This window comes from Micromonospora sp. NPDC051924 (assembly GCF_055586005.1).
Genome location: NZ_JBVJJA010000018.1, coordinates 45,229 through 61,798, shown reverse-complemented (window position 1 = coordinate 61,798; position 16,570 = coordinate 45,229). Strand labels below are relative to the sequence as shown.

Genomic DNA, 16,570 nt, shown 5'->3' with positions numbered 1-16,570 from the left:
AAGACCAACGTAATGGCCGGCCATGATCACGATACGTTGATCACCATCGGCGGGTGCCAGCGAGGGCATCGGCCGAGCAACAGGCCCGATATTTCGGGCGCGCAGCACCGCCGGCCAGGGACAGAGGTCATGCCGCCCGACGAGATCAGCGCGAGCCCCGGCCGAGTTTGGACGGCAGGCACCACCGCACCACCAGGCCCGGCCGCCGCCTGTCGGCCAAGGCTCACGCCGGCGTGGCGGAACCAGGCAGCGGTACAGGTCCGGCGAAGGAGGCCGTCGACAGCCCTCGCGTGGATTGCTGGGGCTCAGCCCGCCCTGCCGACCAACGGCTGGCCATGAACAGCCAGCCCGACCCGCAAGGCAAGCCCACACGCGCCCGCATCGCGGGTCAGCGCGACTTGCGTGCCAGCAGCCAGCCGGCAACGGTCAGCCCGGCGCCCAGCGCGACCAGGGGTACCGAGTCGACCGCCGTCAGGCCCAGGAGCACCAGCACGGCTCCCACGATGGACAACGCGAACGCGCCGGGGTGACGCGCGCCCGGCGGTCGCCAGCCGGTCCGTCGCTGCTGCATCTCTGGATCTCCTCTTCGCCTTGAGGACCGGGGGCCGGCCTCGCCCGGCCGACCCCCTGCCATCATCCCTTCTTGGCCCGCGCGCTCGACCAGGCGAGCAGACGGTCGCCGAACAGTGCCACGACCAGTGCGACAGCACCCAGTACCGCGAACAGACCACCGATCGCGATCTTCGTCCAACGATTCAGCCAGGCCGCCGAGTCGTCGGTATTGCCGTTCGCGGCCACGAACTCGTCCGGCCTCGCTGGGTCGACCCAGACTCTCATCTCAGCAGGCGGGTCCCGGTGACAGCCGGTCGCTCCGCCGCACAGGATGCGCTTCTGGTAATGCCCGCCTTCATACTCGTAGGTCACGGTGATGGTGTCCGGACCGCTGCCCCGCCCGGACCCGTCGTAGAAGTCCGAGACCACGGCCGTGACCGGCACCCCCTCGGCACGCAACCGATCCGCCTTCGCGGACACCCGCGAGATGTAGACGGCCGAGGCCACCGCCAGACTTAATCCGCCCAGAAGGAACACCAGGCCCATGGCGATGACCTTCCCCCAGCGCCGCCTGACCGGCGGCGGTGCGGCGGGTCGCCCGCCTCTTCTGGCCATCGGACCTCCTCCCTCCGGAAAACCCACGCGTACTCTGCCAGACGTCGTCGATTCGATGGCGGTCGACTGCGCTGCCGTCACCAGGCGAACGGGTCGGTGAACGGAACGCCGAACGTCCCTGGCGCCTCGCCTGGCCCGGCCACCGCCCACCAGCCAAGCTGTGCTCCCGTTGCGCCAACGCCCTTTTGTACCGCCGCGGGATCGAGTTGCCCCTTGGGCATGAACTGCTGTCTCCACGTCATGTCGACGTTGCCGCTGCGGTCGTACCAGGTCCGAGCCGAGGGCTTGTAGACGGGGGCACCGGATCGGGTGGTCTTGATCAACCGAACGCCGGGAATGAGTTTGCTGGAGGCGTAGTCGATACCCAGGCCAATAGCCATACTACGGACATTTTCGGCAGTCCATCCACTTCGCGACGCTTCAACGTCGGCCACCCGTCCCCCCATCGCCACGAGCATTCCAGCGGTGCCGACAGCCGCGCAGACCCCGGCAGTAGCGAAGATGCAGACCCCCAATCCCACGGCGGCAGGGACGCCGGTCACCCAATCGCGATTACCCCGCCACCACGCCTTCGCGCCTTCCTTCCCGCTAAAAAGGCACTTGAAGTCTGTGAACTCGCACTTGGGACCGTCGAGCTCACCCTTGGGTTCGGGCGGCGGTGGCATCTGCGGGCAGGCCGGAGTCTGCGGGATGTAGACCTTCGGCTTCGGCGGCGCCGCCACCGGCCCGATGAAGTTCAGGGCCACCCGCCACACGTGCACATCCACGCGGGCCACCAGCCAGACCCCGGGATATCCGGCGTAGGCCATGTTGATCCAGCCAACCTGACCGCCGTATCCGCCCAGGCAGACCGCGCCGCCGTAGCGGCAGTACAGGAAGTAGTCGGCCCGGAAGTGGTAGCGATAGCCGCCCTTGGTGACGCTCCACCGGTCGCTGCCGATATACATCCAACTGCCGCCGGACTCCCGCCCCGTCGGATCGGACTGGGTGACCGGGCTGTTGCCCGCGTAGGAGTAGCCGTTCATCTGGGTCGGGTCGTCGATGTTGAAGACCGGGTCGACACTGACGAACCGGCCGAGCGCCGGGTCGTACTCGCGGGCGCCCAGGTGGGTCAGGCCGGTGTTGTCCACCGTTCCACCGACGAAGCCCTTGCTGTTCGGCCAGGCCGGCGGCGTGGCGCCCCGGTTGGTCCCATACGGCGTCTGTCGGCGCACCGTGGCCTGCTGATCGCTCGCCCGGACGCTGAGCTGCGCGGTGCCCTGGTGATCGTTGCTCAACCAGACCAGCCCCGCGCTGGTCCGCGACGCCACGGTCTCCCCGTTGAAGGTGTAGTAGCGGGTGCAGCTCAGGTTGCCCGTAGCGGTGGTGTACCGCAGTTCCTGCCCGGGCAGGTAGAGGGTCTTGCCGGTCGGGTCCCGGCGGATCAGCCGGTTGCCGTCGGCGTCGTAGATGTAGGTGGTCGTGCCGGCGGTGTCCGTGCTGGTCGACAGCCGGCCCTCCAGGTCCCAGGTCAGGGTCTGGGTGCCCGCCGTCGGGGTGGGCCGGGTCCTGGTGTTGCCGGCCTCGTCGTAGGTGTAGCTGGCCGTGGTGGGCGAACCGGCGCCAACCGTGGTCGTCGTCGCGGTGACCGCGTGCGGCTGGCGGGAGCCCGCCGTCGGCACCGTGTACGTGGTGGTGCGGTCCCCGGACGGAGTGCCGTGGTCGACCTCCCTGATCCGGTTTCCCGCCACGTCCAACGTCCAGGTCAGCCAGTACTTGGCCGAGCCGCCGAGGGCCGAGACGGTCGGCGCCTTGGTGCAGTCGCCGTCGCCCGGGGTCCACGCCTCGACCAACTGCCCCAGGTAGTCGTGACGGAAGCACTGGTTGTCGGCGCCACCCGTCGCGGCCACGTCGGAAATCTTGGTGATCTTGCCGACATCGTCGTACGTGTACCGCACATCTGACAGCGTGTACGGCGCGACCGATTCCCGGTCGGCCCGGATGCTCAGCACCCGGCCGGTCTCCAACTCACGGGTGAACGACCGGTAAAACCGCGACCCGGTCTGGGAGTAGAGGCCGGTGTAGAAGGTGTACTGATCGACTTTCCCGAGCGCGTTGTAGACGGTGTCGGAAACGTAGCTGGACTCCGGGTTGGTTCCGTACAGCGTGGTCATTTGCTTCGGCAGGCCGCTGACCGAGTCGTATCTGTTGGACACCGTCTCCAACGGCAGGTCCCCGGTCTCCGGGAAGGACGCGGAGGCGGCGCTGCCGTCCACGTTGTAGGTGTTGCTGGATTCGTACGTGCCGCTTAGTCCGGTCTCCGAGGTGGGGATCACCACCTGGGTCCCGGTCGGCTGATAGTTGTCGGTGTAGCCGGTGATCCTCACCTGATACGACGCCGAGCCCATGAATCGGGTGCTCTGCGTCAGCTGACCCTTGGCCAGGGTGTCGTACACCCACTGCGCCCGTTGCGGCCCGCCGACCTGGTTCTCGTAGGTGACCCGCTTGCGGCCCAGGGCGTCGTAGACGTGGACCAGCTTGGTGTTACGGGCGTCCGTTACCGAGGTGATCCGACCTTCGTTGTCGAAGGTCATCTTCGTCAGGCCCTTGTCCGGGTCGTCGACACTGTCCTGCCGGCCCCGGATGTCGTAGGTGAACGTCCACTTGTTGCCCGCGGGATCGATCACCTGCTCCAACTGCTCCTTGGCGTTGTACTTGTACTGCGTCCGATCGTACGTCCCGGTTGGCGTGGTCCCGCGGTACTGCCGCAGCTCCACGGTGTTGCCGCGGGCGTCACCCACCTTCGACGTCGGGGTTCCGCCGGCCGGCGGGGTGACGTCCACCCGGTCGCCCGCGTAGTAGGTCCTGGTCCGATAGCGCTCGGCGTCATAGGGCTGGAAGACCGACGCCACCGCCCGCCCGGCGCCGTCGTAGACGGTGCGCGTCTGGGTCGGCACGAAGGCGCGTTCGGTGGCCGTGACCAGGGTGGTGTCCGGGGTACCGGTGGTGTGGTATGCCCCAAACGTCTTCACCTCCCGCCCGGCGGTGTCGTAGAAGGTGTCGGAGATCAGCCGCCCGCCCGACGGCGAGGCCGCCTGGGTCTGTCGGGGCCGCAGCAGCCCGTCGTAGAGCTCGTAGCTGGTCACGTAGTTGCCGGCCGGGTTGAGCGCCCTGGTGGTGATCGCCGAGGGGGCGTCGGCACGAATCAGGTAGCTGTAGGTGAGGTTCGCCGAGTCGGTCCCCTTCACCCGGCCCGGCTTCCAGGTCGCGGTCAACCGGCCCAGGCCGTCGTACGTCATGTCGGTGCGCTTGGCGTTGGCGTCCGTGGTGGCGACGGCCAGGCCCCAGGCCGGTTCGAGGTCGCTGGTGGTGGTGTGACCCATCGGGTTGGTCGCCACCATCTGGGTGACCGGGCCCCCGCTGGCAGGCGTGTACGCGGTCGTCGAGTGGGCGTTCACGCCGTCCCAGTTGTCGGTGACCCGCCCGTATGCGTCGTAGGCGGCCTGCGAGACGGTGACGAACGACGGCACGCCGCTCGCCCACGCCGACATCTCCTCGTTCCGGGTGACGTTGCCCTTCGTCGGGGTGACCCCCGCGGCATTGCCGTCGTAGGAGATCCGCTTCACCGACACCACCTGCTGCTCGCTGAGCGTGGTCGGGTCGGCGGCCGCGGAGCACGCCACGGCGTACGTGGAGATGGTCTTCGCGAGGCCCAGCAGCCAGTCCGAGGTGTTGTGCCCGTAGCTCGACTTGATGCACTGCTCGTCTCCGGTCACCGCGGTGTCCCCGCGGTCGTCGACCTGCACCGGGTAGCCGTAGCCGTCGAAGGTGGTGTACTGCGAGGTCACCCGGACACCCCGGCCGGCGTCCAGCGTTACCCGGTGGTGCTTCGCCGAGACGTCGACGTGCCGGGCCTCCACGGTGTCACCGTTGATGGTGCGGGAGGCGGTGGCCGCCGACTGCCAGGGCTCGCTGACCTCACGGGAGACCTCCGGACCACCCGGGCCGTTGAAGGTGATGCGCTCCCGCTCCAGGCCGGCGTAGGCGTCCTCGTCGTTGACGGTCGGCACGCCGGCACCCGTGACGGTGACCTGCCGGGTGCCGGTGGGCAGCTTGTCCCCGTGCATGCCGCGGAAGTACGTCGTCTCCGTGTAGGTCTGCTCTCCGGGATCGCCGACGGTCACGCCGACCCGCGCGTAGCCACGCCACACCGACCAGGTCTTGTCCTTCTTGCCGATCAGTCCGTCGTCATCGGCGTAGTGCCAGGCGGGGTCGCCGAGGTAGCTGTACGAGTAGACGGTGCGAGGGCTGCCGTTGGGCGGTACACCGCCGGTCTGGTCGGCCTCGTAGATGGTCGTCACCACGTACTTGTGGAAGTAGTCGGTGATCGGGTCCTGGTAGCCCTCGGGCGTCCAGCGCACGGGGTAACAACGCAGGATGTTGCCGGAGGGCGAGGTCGGCATCCGCGACCCGGCGACGCAGTCGGGCGCCGAGTAGTTGACGCTGACCGTGCCACCGGTTTCGCTGCGGATCATCGCCAGCCGCCACCAGTTCATCGCCGGAGAGTGGTCGCCGATGACGTCCACGCGGTTGCTCAACTGGACGCCGGTGAACTCGATGTCCGGCACCGTCGTCGTGGCGCCGACCAGACCCTCGTGGGAGATCTTCTGGAGGAACAGCCCGGCCCGTGTGCCGTCACCGGGGTCGGGGAAGGTGTGGGTCAGCGTCCAGCGCTCGACGTCGCGGTAGTCCGAGCCGTCCCGTACCTGGGTGGTCACGGCCGACAGGCGCTTGGTGGACCAGAACGTGGGTGAGCCGACCAGGCAGGAGTCCTGGCTGCATTCCTGGTCCCAGGGGGTGTCCGGCCAGTGTGCCGCGTCGTGGGTGGTGCAACTGGACAGGCAGCGGTCGGCGGGGGTGAAGCTCACCCGCATCGGCGCGGCGACACCGCGGTAGAGCGAGTCGGTGCGCACCCCGTTGACCAGGGTCCGGTTGTCGGTGCCGTAATCGATCCGAGTCAGGTAGCCGCCGCGCACGTAGGAGGCGAGATCCGACGCGGTGTTGTTGCGGGCGTACTTGTTCGTCTCCTTGGCGTACCAGAAGGACATGGTGTTGCCGTTGGGGTCGACCACGTAGTCGAGGTTCCACCGCCAGGCCTGCACGCAGTCCGAGGCGGCGAACGAGGAGGCGTGGCAGGGCTCACCAGGATCGTTGCCGAAGACCGGCGCGGTCCAGGTGGAGTTGGTGACGGCCGCACCGCTCGTCCACCCGTCCAGCTTGTGGCGGCCGAAGTAGTACTGGGTGCCGTCCGCCGTGGTGACCTTCCAGTACTCGCCGTTGTCGTCGCCGTTGCCGTACGACGAGCCTCCGACGATCCGCTCGGCCTTGGTGCCGTCGTCGCGGCGCAGGTGCCAGAAACCGTCGCCGGCGTCGTAGATCAGCTCCCCGCCGGAGCCGCCGAGCGACATGGTGGCGTTGTTGGTCTCCCAGCACAGGTCGCCGGTCTTGGTGCTGTTGTTGTGGTCGGCGCCGTCCATGTCCTGGGCGCAGGACCGGTACCGGCGCTCGATGAAGTCGCCAGGGGTGAACTCGAAGCCCTCACCCACCCAGGACGGCTGGTTGTTCGAGGCGGCGTGCCGGCCGTCGACGCTCTGCGCCGAGTAGGACAGCTTCATCTCCGGGCTCGGACCGCCCAGGGACGGTGGGTTCCGCATGCCGTACGACCAGGTGAAGTCGCCCGAACTGCCGCCGGCCGACCAGGTCGCGGAGGGCGACAGGCTGGTGGCGGCGAACGAGCCGGCCGCCCCGGAGGAGCCGGCGGTAAGGGCCAGCAGGGTGAACGTGCCCGACGCCTCAGCCGTCGACCCGCTCGGCGCAGCCGACTGCGCCGGCACCGGGACCGGCGCCGTGACGGTACGGTTGGCGACGTCGTTGCGGGACGGCAGCACCGTCCCCGGACACCGCTGCGGTCGCCCCTCGGGGCGCGCGCACGCGGGCAGTTCGACCAGCCGCAACCGGCTCGCCCAGTCCGCGCCGTAGGCGGTGGCGAACGCGCTGTAGTCGACCGTGACCGCGACCTGCCCGCTCTGCCGAGCGCCGTCGGCGCGGGCCACCTTGAGCAGCACGCCATTGACGCCGGCGGCCCGCGCGGCGGCCTGGTCGAGCACGCTCACCCGCACCCGTTCCGGGACGGCCGCGGCGGCCCGTCCTGCGGCGGACGGCTCGGGTGAGCTGACCGACACGGGGAGCGTCCCCGCCAGGCCCTTCGCCACAGCGCCGCGCTCCGTGGTCGGGAGCGCGATGTCGGCGCTGCCCGCGTCGGGCCAGCGCGGCGCCGGCAGCGCGGCGGCCGGCCGGGCTGCGGCCCGCTTCGGGGCCGGGGCGGCCGGAACCTCGTGCACGGGTACCGGCTTCACCTGGGCGGCCCGGGGCGGGGTGAATCCCTCGGCCGGCGGCCGGGCCGAGGCGGGGACGTACGTCAGGGCTGCGGTGAGCGCGGCGACCAGTCCGACGGAAACCAACCGAACCTTCGCTGCGCGTGTTCTAGGCATTACCGATAGTGACGATGCGAGCAAGGTTGAAGTCATCTGAGCCCTCCGTGCAGCGGAACGGACCGACAGAAGAGGAGGAGAAGGAAGGAGAAGAAAGGGGGCGGAGGTGCCCTCCCCGTAGGGAAGGGCACCTCGCGCCGTTACCTGCTGATCACGGGGTCGGCGGGTTGAACCGCAGCCCCAGGCCCGGCCGGAGCACCGGCTGGCGGTACGTGTACTGGATGGCGGAGGTGCCGTCGGCGTTCTCGACGCCGATGGTGGCGCCGCCGCCACGCTCCAGGAACGTGCCGTCGTTGTCGGTGTAGGCGTAGCTCCAGCCACCGGCCTCGTCGAGAATCACCTGGAAGGTCACCCGGGTCAGCGGGTCCTCGTACGAGTGCACGTTGCGCCACTCGATGACGAACTGCCGGTTGGGTGCGGTGCCGCGGACCGCCGTGCGGACACTGGCGTTGCTGTCCACCACCCAGTCGTGCCAGAACGGGTAGAGGGCGGCGTTGGGTTCCTCGGGACTGTCCGGCGACGGGATCGGCCACGCGTCCGGCGACGGTTCGCCGGGGTCGACGAAGCTGAGCACGCCGTTGATGTCCACGTAGCCGGTGTTGTAGGTCTGCCCGTACAGGGTCACCGGGAAGGGCAGGGCCACCGAGCTGTAGGCGTCGTCGCCGGTCAGCGACAGCACCGTGGCGTCGGCAGGGCTGTACGCCACCGGCTGCTCGGCCAGGGTGTACCCACCCCCGGCCGCCGTGGCCCCGAGGGTGTAGTCCGCCGCCGCCTGGGTGTTCGTCCCCACCGTGACCTGCCGTACGTCGGAACCCTTGCAGGCACCGCTCGTCACGGTGGCGATCACCGCCCAGGTGCCGGCCGGCACCGCGTCGACCTTGTAGGTGCCGTCCGCGGCCGTCGTGGCCGTCTTGTCGGCGACCGTCACGGTCGCCCCGGCGACCGCGGCGCCCTGGCAGGTGACCGTGCCGGCCACGCTGCCCTGCCCCGGCGGGTTGGGCTTGAAGGTCACGCCCTGCCCGCTGGCCAGCCAGTTCTCCCGGAACAGGTACTGGAAGGCCATGGATCCGTCGGCGTTCTCGATGCCCACGGTGCCCTCACCGCCGCGCTCGATCGACTTCGTCGGGTCGATGTCGGTGTAGGCGAGGGTGATGTCGCCACCCTCGTTGAAGATCACCTCGAAGGTGGCCCGGGTGCTGGTGTCGCCGTAGATGTGGACGTTGCGCCACTCGACGACCCACTGCCGGTTGGGCGCCGTACCGCTGATCTTCGTGGCGATCCGCGCCTGGTTGTCGACCACCCAGTCGTCCCACAGGGCGTAGACCGCCGCGTTCGGGGATCCCTCCACGGCCGGCGACGGGATGGTGCCCGGCCAGGACCCGATCCAGCCGAAGTACGCCGGGTCCTTGAAGCTGATCAGACCGTTGGCGCTGATCCAGGCCGAGGTGTACTGCTCGCCGTACAGCTTGACCGGGAAGGGCGGGTTCTTCTGCCACACCGTCTCGTCGCCGCTCCAGCCCTCGGTGACGTCACCGGGGATGAAGGTCTGCGGGCCGGTGGTGCACTTGTTGCCGAACTCGTCGCCGTCCACCATCACGGACAGGTCCACGTTCTTGGTCCCGCCCGCGTAGTTGACGGTCTCCTTCGCGGACTGGCCGACGCACCGGTTGTCCCCGGTCGCCGCGGCCACCTGGTACTCGCCCACCGGCACGCCGGTGAACTGGTAGCTGCCGTCCGCGCCGGTGGTGGTGCTCCGGTTGCCCGGGTTCAGGGTGACCGTCGCCCCGGCGTACGGCGTGCCGGTGACCGCGGTGGTGAGCACACCGTTGACGGTGCCCACCGGGGCCGGCGTGTACGTGATGGAGCTGTTGCCGGTGAGCACCGCCTCCTGGAAGGAGTAGAGCGCCGCCACCGTGCCGGAGCCGTTCTCCAACCCGACGGTCGCGCCGGCGCCCTGCTGGGTCGGGGTCGACATCGCGCCGTAGTGGAACGCGATCCGGCCGTCCTCGTGGAAGATCACCTCGAAGGTGAGCCGCTCCGCGCTGGTCGGACGGAACCCGACGTTGCGCCACTCCACCACGTAGTACCGGTTCGGCGCAGTGCCGAACGTCTGGGTCCGGACGCTGGACGAGGAGTCCACCTGGAAGTCGTCCCAGAACGGGGCCACCACGGCGTTGGGCGCGTCCGCGGTCGGCATCGTCGGATTGGCCCAGGCGTCGACCGCGCCGGAGACGCTACCGAAGCTGACCAGGCCGTTCGTGTGCACGAAGCCCGACGTGTAGGACTGGCCATGGAACTGCACCGGGAACGGCAGGGTCACCGTGGTGGCCGCGTCGTCGCCGGTCAGGGCGAGCACGTTGGCGGCCGCCACGAACCCCGACGGGCCGGTGGTGCAGGCGTAGCCAAGGCCGCCGTAGTCCGGGCCGAGCTTCAGGTCACTCACGGTGTCCGCCGAGAGCTCCACCTGGCTGCGCACGACCACGCCGCACCGCCCGGCGAGCTTCGCCGAGACGTCGTAGCTGTCGGCCACCAGGCCGGTGAAGCTGTACGCCCCGGTGCCGCTCGTGGTGGCGGTCAGGCCACCCGGGTCGAGCGTGACGGTAGCGCCGCTGACCGGGTTGCCGGCCGCGTCGGTCAGCGTGCCGGAGAGGTTGTGCGTCTCCAGCCCGCCGGCGACGTCCGGGCGGACGAAGGTGATGGCCTGGCCGTTGGCCAGCACCGGCTCGTCCACCGAGTAGGACAGCCCGTCCTCACCCGCGGCCGCCTCGATGCCGACGATCGCGTTGTCGCCCTTCTCGGCGGCGTTGTCGAGCTGGTCGTAGTTGGTGGTCACGGTGCCGTCCGGCGCGAGGATCGCCTCGAAGGTCAGGCGCTGGGTCGCGTCGGCCTTCCGGTAGACGTTGCGCCACTCGACGATGAACCGCTGGTCGGCGCCGGTGCCGGTGGTGCCGGTCCGGACGCTCGCCGACGCGTCGACCACCAGGTCGTCCCAGAACGGGGCGACGACGGCGTTCGGGTCCGCCGGCGCGGGCAGCTGGCCACCGCCGGTGTACGGGTGCGAGCCGGCCGGGTCGGTGAACGAGAGCAGGCCGTTGGTGTCGACCCAGGCGCTGCGGTAGGCCCCGCCGTAGAACGGGAAGGCGAACGGCAGCTGGACGGTGCTGACGGCGTCGTCACCGGTGAGCGCCAGCGCGGTGCTGGCCGTGGTGAAGGTCGCGGTCTGCTCGGTGCAGGTGGTGCCCAGGTCGTCGCCGACCGCGAGCAGGAAGATGTCCAGCACGGTGGTGTCCGGGCCGGCGACCTCGATCTGCTGGCTGACCGCCAGGCCGCACCGGCCGCCGTAGGTGACGGTGATGGTGTACGTGCTGGGCGGGATGTTGGCCAGCAGGTAGCTGCCGTCGGCGCCGGAGGTGGCCTGGTAGCCACCCGGTTGCAGCTGGATCAGCGCCCCGGCCTGTGGCATCCAGTTCGGGTCCCACACCGTGCCGGCGAGGCTGGCGGCGGCGTTGACGGTGAACTGGTTCTGGGCCATCGCACCGACGCGGTTGCCGTCGTCCACCGCGACCGCGTACACCGGACGCTCGCCGGTGGTGTTACCCACCGAAATCGTGACGGTGGCCGTGCCGCCCGCGCTGGTGGCGTTGACGGTGGTGCCGAGGCCGGTGCCGTCGACGCTGTACTTGAACTTGGTGATGTTGATGTCGCCGCCCGCGTCGAACTTGACGGTCAGCTGACCGCCGGCCGTGACGCTGGCGCCGTTCGGGAAGGTGATCTTCGGCTGCAGCGGCACGGCGAGCTTCGCCAGGTTGGCCGAGGTCTCGACGAAGTTGTAGAACCGCAGGTCGTCGACGGCGCCGGTGAAGTAGCTGTCGTTGGCGCCGTTCCACTTGCGCCGGCCGACGGCGAACTCCGAGGTGGCGTTGAAGCCGCCGGAGAGGGTCGTCGTGGCGGTCTGCGCGACCCCGTTGACGTAGAGGGTCAGCTTCTTGGTCGCGGCGTCGTAGACGCCGGCGAGGTGGGTCCACTTGCCGGCCGTCGGGGCCGCGTCAGACAGCACGCTGTAGAGCCCGGCGTTGTCGGTGTCGGCGGCGGCCATGGTGAACCGCCAACGCTGGCTGCTGCCGGCGTAGCCGAGGTGGTACGCGGACATCCGCGTGCCGCTCGCGCTGACCACGGTCTGCACGCCGGTGCCCGCCGTCGAGCTGATCTTGACCCAGGCCGCGACGGTGAAGCTGGTGTCGGTCCGGACCGGGGTGGAGACGCCGGTGTCCGGGTGCGGGGTGTTGAGGGTGCCGGTCCGGGTGGCGGCGGCGGTGCCGGGCAGCGACAGGGCCGTCCCGACACCGGCGCGGCCGGCGACCCGGGTGACCCCGGTGCCGAGCGTCAGGGCGTTCCCGTGCCCCGAGTCGTCGTTGGCGGTGCTGCCCGTCTCCTCGAACCTCCATTCCGCCGCCGGCCCGGAGCCGGCCTTGACGCTGAAGGTGTACAGCACCGAACTGGAGAAGCGACCCGCGTGATCCTTGGACCACACGTAGAGGTTGTTCACGCCGTCGTGCAGTGGCGCGATCGTGAACGACCCCCCGTAGTCCGTGGTCCGAGCGGGCACGGTCTTCGCCGCGGTCAGCACCCCGGAGTCGAGGCTGTACGCGTACTCCCTGACCTCGTTCGCCTTGCTGGTCGGCGGTGCCACGTTGAAGGTGCCGGAGAGGCCCACGCCGCCGCGCGGGACGCCGTCATTGGGGTAGTTGGTCGAGGTGATGCTGGCCGGCGGGTTTGGATTCGAGGTGTCCACGGTGAACTCGCAGGTGCCGGACCAGGCCCCGTAGTGGGTGCCGTCCCAGGTCCGGGCCTGCCACACGTAGGTAGCGCCGTCGGTCAACTTGCCGGACGGGATCGCCTTCGACACGACCGACGGGTTGCCGGCGGCCTGCGAGATCTTGTTGGTCTCGTTCCGGGTGCCGCCCAGTGGCCACCAGTAGAAGTAGGTGGTCAGCGACTGCTGCGAGGTGTCCGGGTCGGACTGCTTCGCGGCGAGGATCGGCGTGGCGCTCAGCACGTACGGCCGCGAGGTGCCGGTCGCGCACACCTTGCCGTCGGACTTGCGGTCGCTGGGCGCGTTCGGGTCGGTGTTGTAGGTGATGGCGAGCTTCGGCGAGGCGTGGTTGAACCGCTTCCACTGGCTCTTGGTGCCCTCGTCAACGGCGCGGAGGCCGACGGTCAGGGTGGACCACCCGCTCGCCGCCGCCTTGGCCACCATCGAGGTGACGTTGAACTCGATGGTCCCGGTCCCGAGGCAGCCGTGGATGGCGCCGTACTTGCGGTTGCCGAGCGTCTGCGAGGTGTAGGTGCTGTACCAGGTCGGCTGGTTGTTCCAGGTCGTGCTCGACGAGATCGCCCCGGTCATCCACAGCTTCGCGTTCGTCGGCGACGGGCTGCAGGTCCAGGACCAGCGCTGCTCGACCCGGAACTGGGCGCTGAGGATGTGCTTGCCCCGGACCGTGGAGGTGTTCATCCGGAAGAGCGAGCGGATGATGTGGTCCACGCAGCCGGAGCAGTCCTCGGTGCGTCCCGCGCCCGCCGCCCCGACGGTCGAGCTGTTGTACAGCGCCGTCGAGTTCTGCCAGAACGAGCTGGACTTGTACTTGCTCCAGACCGAGGTCCAGGCGTTGCTGGAGATGCCGCCGGTCCACGACGGGTCGATGTAGATGGGCAGCTTCGTACCCTGGTCGGCCAGCATCTTCTTGTCCGGGACGACGGTCAGGGTCCCGCCGTCGACGCGTACCGGCATGACGGCCCGGCGGGCGCGCTCGGGCACCGCCTTCCGGTCGGGCACGGCCTCCGCGCCCCGGGCCGCCTCCGCGGCGGCCTCGGCGGCGGTGGGCTTGCGCCTCGGCGCGGCCGAGGCCTGGGTCTTGCCCTTGCCCTGGTCGTTGGCCGGGCCCTCGGCGTCCGAGGAGTCCCACATCAGCGGCGCCGGGGCGGCGAAGACGGTGCCGCCCTTGGCGTCCCGGGCTGCCAGGCCGCCGCCGGCGGCGGTGGTCACGGTCAGGCCCTTGGTGCTGACGCCGAACTTCAGCGACGCCAGCTCGGGGTTGGCGGCCGCCGCGCGGGTCCGGACCACCAGCACCTGGGAGAAGCCGAGCGGCTGGGCGGTGACCTGGAGGTCGACGTCCGGCAGGACGTTCCGGTAGGTGGCCGTGGCGCCCTTCAGCACCGGGGCCGGCAGCGTGCCGGGCCAGGTCAGGGCCAGTTCCCGGGAGCCGTCGCGCAGCCGCACGAACGGGCCGTCGCCCTTGGCGGAGAACACGATCGGCAGGACGGTCGCCCGGGGCACGATGCCCTCGGACGTCGCCTTCAGCGTGGTGTCGACCGGAGCCCAGGAGTCGCCCTTGCGCACCCGGGCCGGTTCGATCGTCTGCTCCAGCGTCTCGGAGCCGTCGACGTTGAGGAACGTCTGCGACCACTCCGTACGCGCCGAGAGCAGCTCCACCCGGCGGTTGCAGACCGCCAGCATGCGACGGGCCGAAGCCGCGTCGGGCTGCTCGTCGACACACGCACCCTTCTGTTGCGGCGGCGCGGCGGCGGCCGGCGTCGCCGGCACCCCGAGCAGACTCGCCGCGACGGTCGCGGTGACCGCGCCCGTCAACCAACGTCCGAAAAGACCTCTACGCGTTCTGGACACGCGCGCAGGCAATGGCCATCCAGCCACCAGCGACCCCCGTGATCACGTCTGACAGTGCGCCAGACGATAGAGATGGAGGAGAACCGATGTAAAGAGTGATCACAAGCTGCAAGCACAGAACGGACATTGAGGTATGCAAGTAGCTCGACGGTGACGGACGGTTCCGTCCGGGTGCCGCCTCCACAGGCGTGGTGGTGCACCACAACCAGCCCGGAAAACAACTCTGGCCTGGTGGAGAACCACCAGGCCAGAGCCACTATCACCGGTGCGCCGCCAGGGACTCGAACCCCGAACCCGCGGATTAAGAGTCCGCTGCTCTGCCAGTTGAGCTAGCGGCGCTCGCTGGCAACGGGGAGGAACACTAGCACGCGGCCGACGGGGCCGGGCGGGAGGCCGGCTCCCGTCACGGGGCCGCCCCAATTCTGGTGATCGGCATCCGCCCGAGGAACGAAAAAGGCCCTGGCCCGGTGGAACCGGACCAGAGCCTTGATCACCTGTGCGCCGCCAGGGACTCGAACCCCGAACCCGCGGATTAAGAGTCCGCTGCTCTGCCAGTTGAGCTAGCGGCGCTCGCCGGCAACGGGGAGAACATTAGCACGCTGCCGGACGCGGCTTCCAATCAGATCCCGGCTCCCCCCTTCGGTCGAGCTTACCGGACAAACAGCATCAAACTGACCAGCGGGGGCCAGGAGTGACGGCGGTGATGCGGCACCATGTCCGCCAGGCACGCGAGAACAGGGGTGGGGATGGGCAGGTTCGCGCGGGCCGGGGCGATGGTGGGCGCCCTGGTCCTCACGGCGTCGCTGGCACTGGCCGGGTGCGGGGACGACCAGAGGAAGCCGGTGGCCGCGAGCGGCGGCCAGCAAAGAGAGCCGACCGCGACCGCGTCCGCCGGCGGGCCGGGCGGGCCGGCGCAGGCGTCTCCGGCCCCGCTGGCGGTGATCCCGGCCGACGGAGCCAGCCGTCGCCCGGTCAGCACCGAGATCAGCGCCAAGATCCCAGGCGGCGGGACGGTCTCGAAGGTCGCCCTGACGACCGCGAGCGGCAAGCCGGTCGAGGGCCGGCTACGCCGGGACGGCTCGTCCTGGGTGCCGTCCGCCCCGCTGAAGTACGGCACCCGCTACACCGCCACCGTCACCGGGACCGGCCCGGACGGCCGGATCCACGAGGGCACCGGCACCTTCACCACGATGGCCCGGCCGAAGTCGATGATCGGCTCGGGTCTCTACCTGTTCAGCGACCGGACGTACGGGGTGGGGATGCCGGTGGTGGCCGAGTTCTCGCCGGGCATCCCGAAGAAGGACCGGGCCGCGGTGCAGAAGCGGATGTTCGTGCAGACCGACCCGCCGCAGCCGGGCGCCTGGCACTGGCTCTCCAACGGCACGCAGGCCTACTACCGCGCGCCGGAGTACTGGAAGCCCGGCACCACCATCACGGTGCGGCTGGCCCTGGCCGGCGTCCCGCTGAGCAACGGCCGCTACGGCAACGTCGACCGGAGCGCGACCGCGAAGATCGGCCGGGCGTTCGAGATGAAGGTCGACAACGCCACCAAGAAGATGACCGTGTACGAGAACGGCGGCCTGGTCCGCACCATGCCGGTCAGCCTCGGCAAGAAGAGCACCCCCTCCTCCAGCGGCACCATGGTGGTGATGGAGAAGAAGGAGTCGACGGTCTTCGACACCCGGGACGAGCCGGACCCGAACAACCAGTACGTCACGGAGATCGACTTCGCCCAGCGGCTGACCTGGGGCGGCGAGTACATCCACGCGGCTCCCTGGTCCGTCGCCGCGCAGGGGCACCGGAACGTCTCGCACGGCTGCGTGAACGTCTCCACGGCGAACGCGAAGTGGCTCTTCGCCCGGACCCTGATCGGTGATCCGATCACCGTCCGGGGCACCGAGCGGACGCTGGCGCCGGGGAACGGCTGGACGGCCTGGAGCTTGAGCTGGTCCGAGTTCGTCGCGGGCAGCGCGCTGCCGGTGCCCGAGGGTGGCGAGGCGCCGGCCTTCTGAGGCCGGTCGGGCGGGCGCCCGGAGTGATCTCGGCCACCGTCGCCCGTCGAGGGAAAGGCGAGCCCCGCTCACAAAGCGCGCCACCGTACCAGAATCGTTACAACGCGGGCGGGGTGTTTCGGTTCACTCCCGGCAACGGGTATCCGTACCGGTGCGTCTGTAGGGGACGATGGGACCGG

5 protein-coding genes and 2 tRNA genes are annotated in these 16,570 nt (G+C 69.9%); 1 reads left to right on the top strand and 6 read right to left on the bottom strand.

Annotated features, from left to right (window positions below):
• Window positions 1-388: 388 nt before the first annotated feature.
• The 6 genes from ACZ6S5_RS16560 to ACZ6S5_RS16535 all read right to left on the bottom strand — a co-directional run bounded on the left by ACZ6S5_RS16560 (window position 389) and on the right by ACZ6S5_RS16535 (window position 14,949).
• On the bottom strand, window positions 389-571 hold the full coding sequence (locus ACZ6S5_RS16560) for a hypothetical protein (RefSeq protein WP_466001166.1): 183 nt from the start codon (window positions 569-571) through the stop codon (window positions 389-391).
• A gap of 62 nt (window positions 572-633) precedes the next feature.
• Complete coding sequence (locus tag ACZ6S5_RS16555; protein ID WP_466001164.1) at window positions 634-1,098, bottom strand: DUF3592 domain-containing protein; 465 nt, start codon at window positions 1,096-1,098, stop codon at window positions 634-636.
• A 146-nt stretch (window positions 1,099-1,244) separates the two neighbouring features.
• Window positions 1,245-7,667: an RHS repeat-associated core domain-containing protein gene (locus ACZ6S5_RS16550; protein WP_466001162.1), complete on the bottom strand. Its 6,423-nt coding sequence runs from the start codon at window positions 7,665-7,667 to the stop codon at window positions 1,245-1,247.
• A gap of 181 nt (window positions 7,668-7,848) precedes the next feature.
• Window positions 7,849-14,343 (bottom strand): carboxypeptidase regulatory-like domain-containing protein, encoded by a 6,495-nt coding sequence (locus ACZ6S5_RS16545; RefSeq protein ID WP_466001160.1) that lies wholly within the window; start codon window positions 14,341-14,343, stop codon window positions 7,849-7,851.
• A 302-nt stretch (window positions 14,344-14,645) separates the two neighbouring features.
• A tRNA-Lys gene (locus ACZ6S5_RS16540) sits at window positions 14,646-14,718 on the bottom strand.
• Window positions 14,719-14,876: 158 nt separating this feature from the next.
• Window positions 14,877-14,949: transfer RNA gene (locus tag ACZ6S5_RS16535), tRNA-Lys, on the bottom strand.
• Window positions 14,950-15,125: 176 nt separating this feature from the next.
• Between ACZ6S5_RS16535 and ACZ6S5_RS16530 the strand changes: the two genes are divergently transcribed.
• Window positions 15,126-16,391 (top strand): L,D-transpeptidase, encoded by a 1,266-nt coding sequence (locus tag ACZ6S5_RS16530; RefSeq protein ID WP_466001158.1) that lies wholly within the window; start codon window positions 15,126-15,128, stop codon window positions 16,389-16,391.
• Window positions 16,392-16,570: the final 179 nt, after the last annotated feature.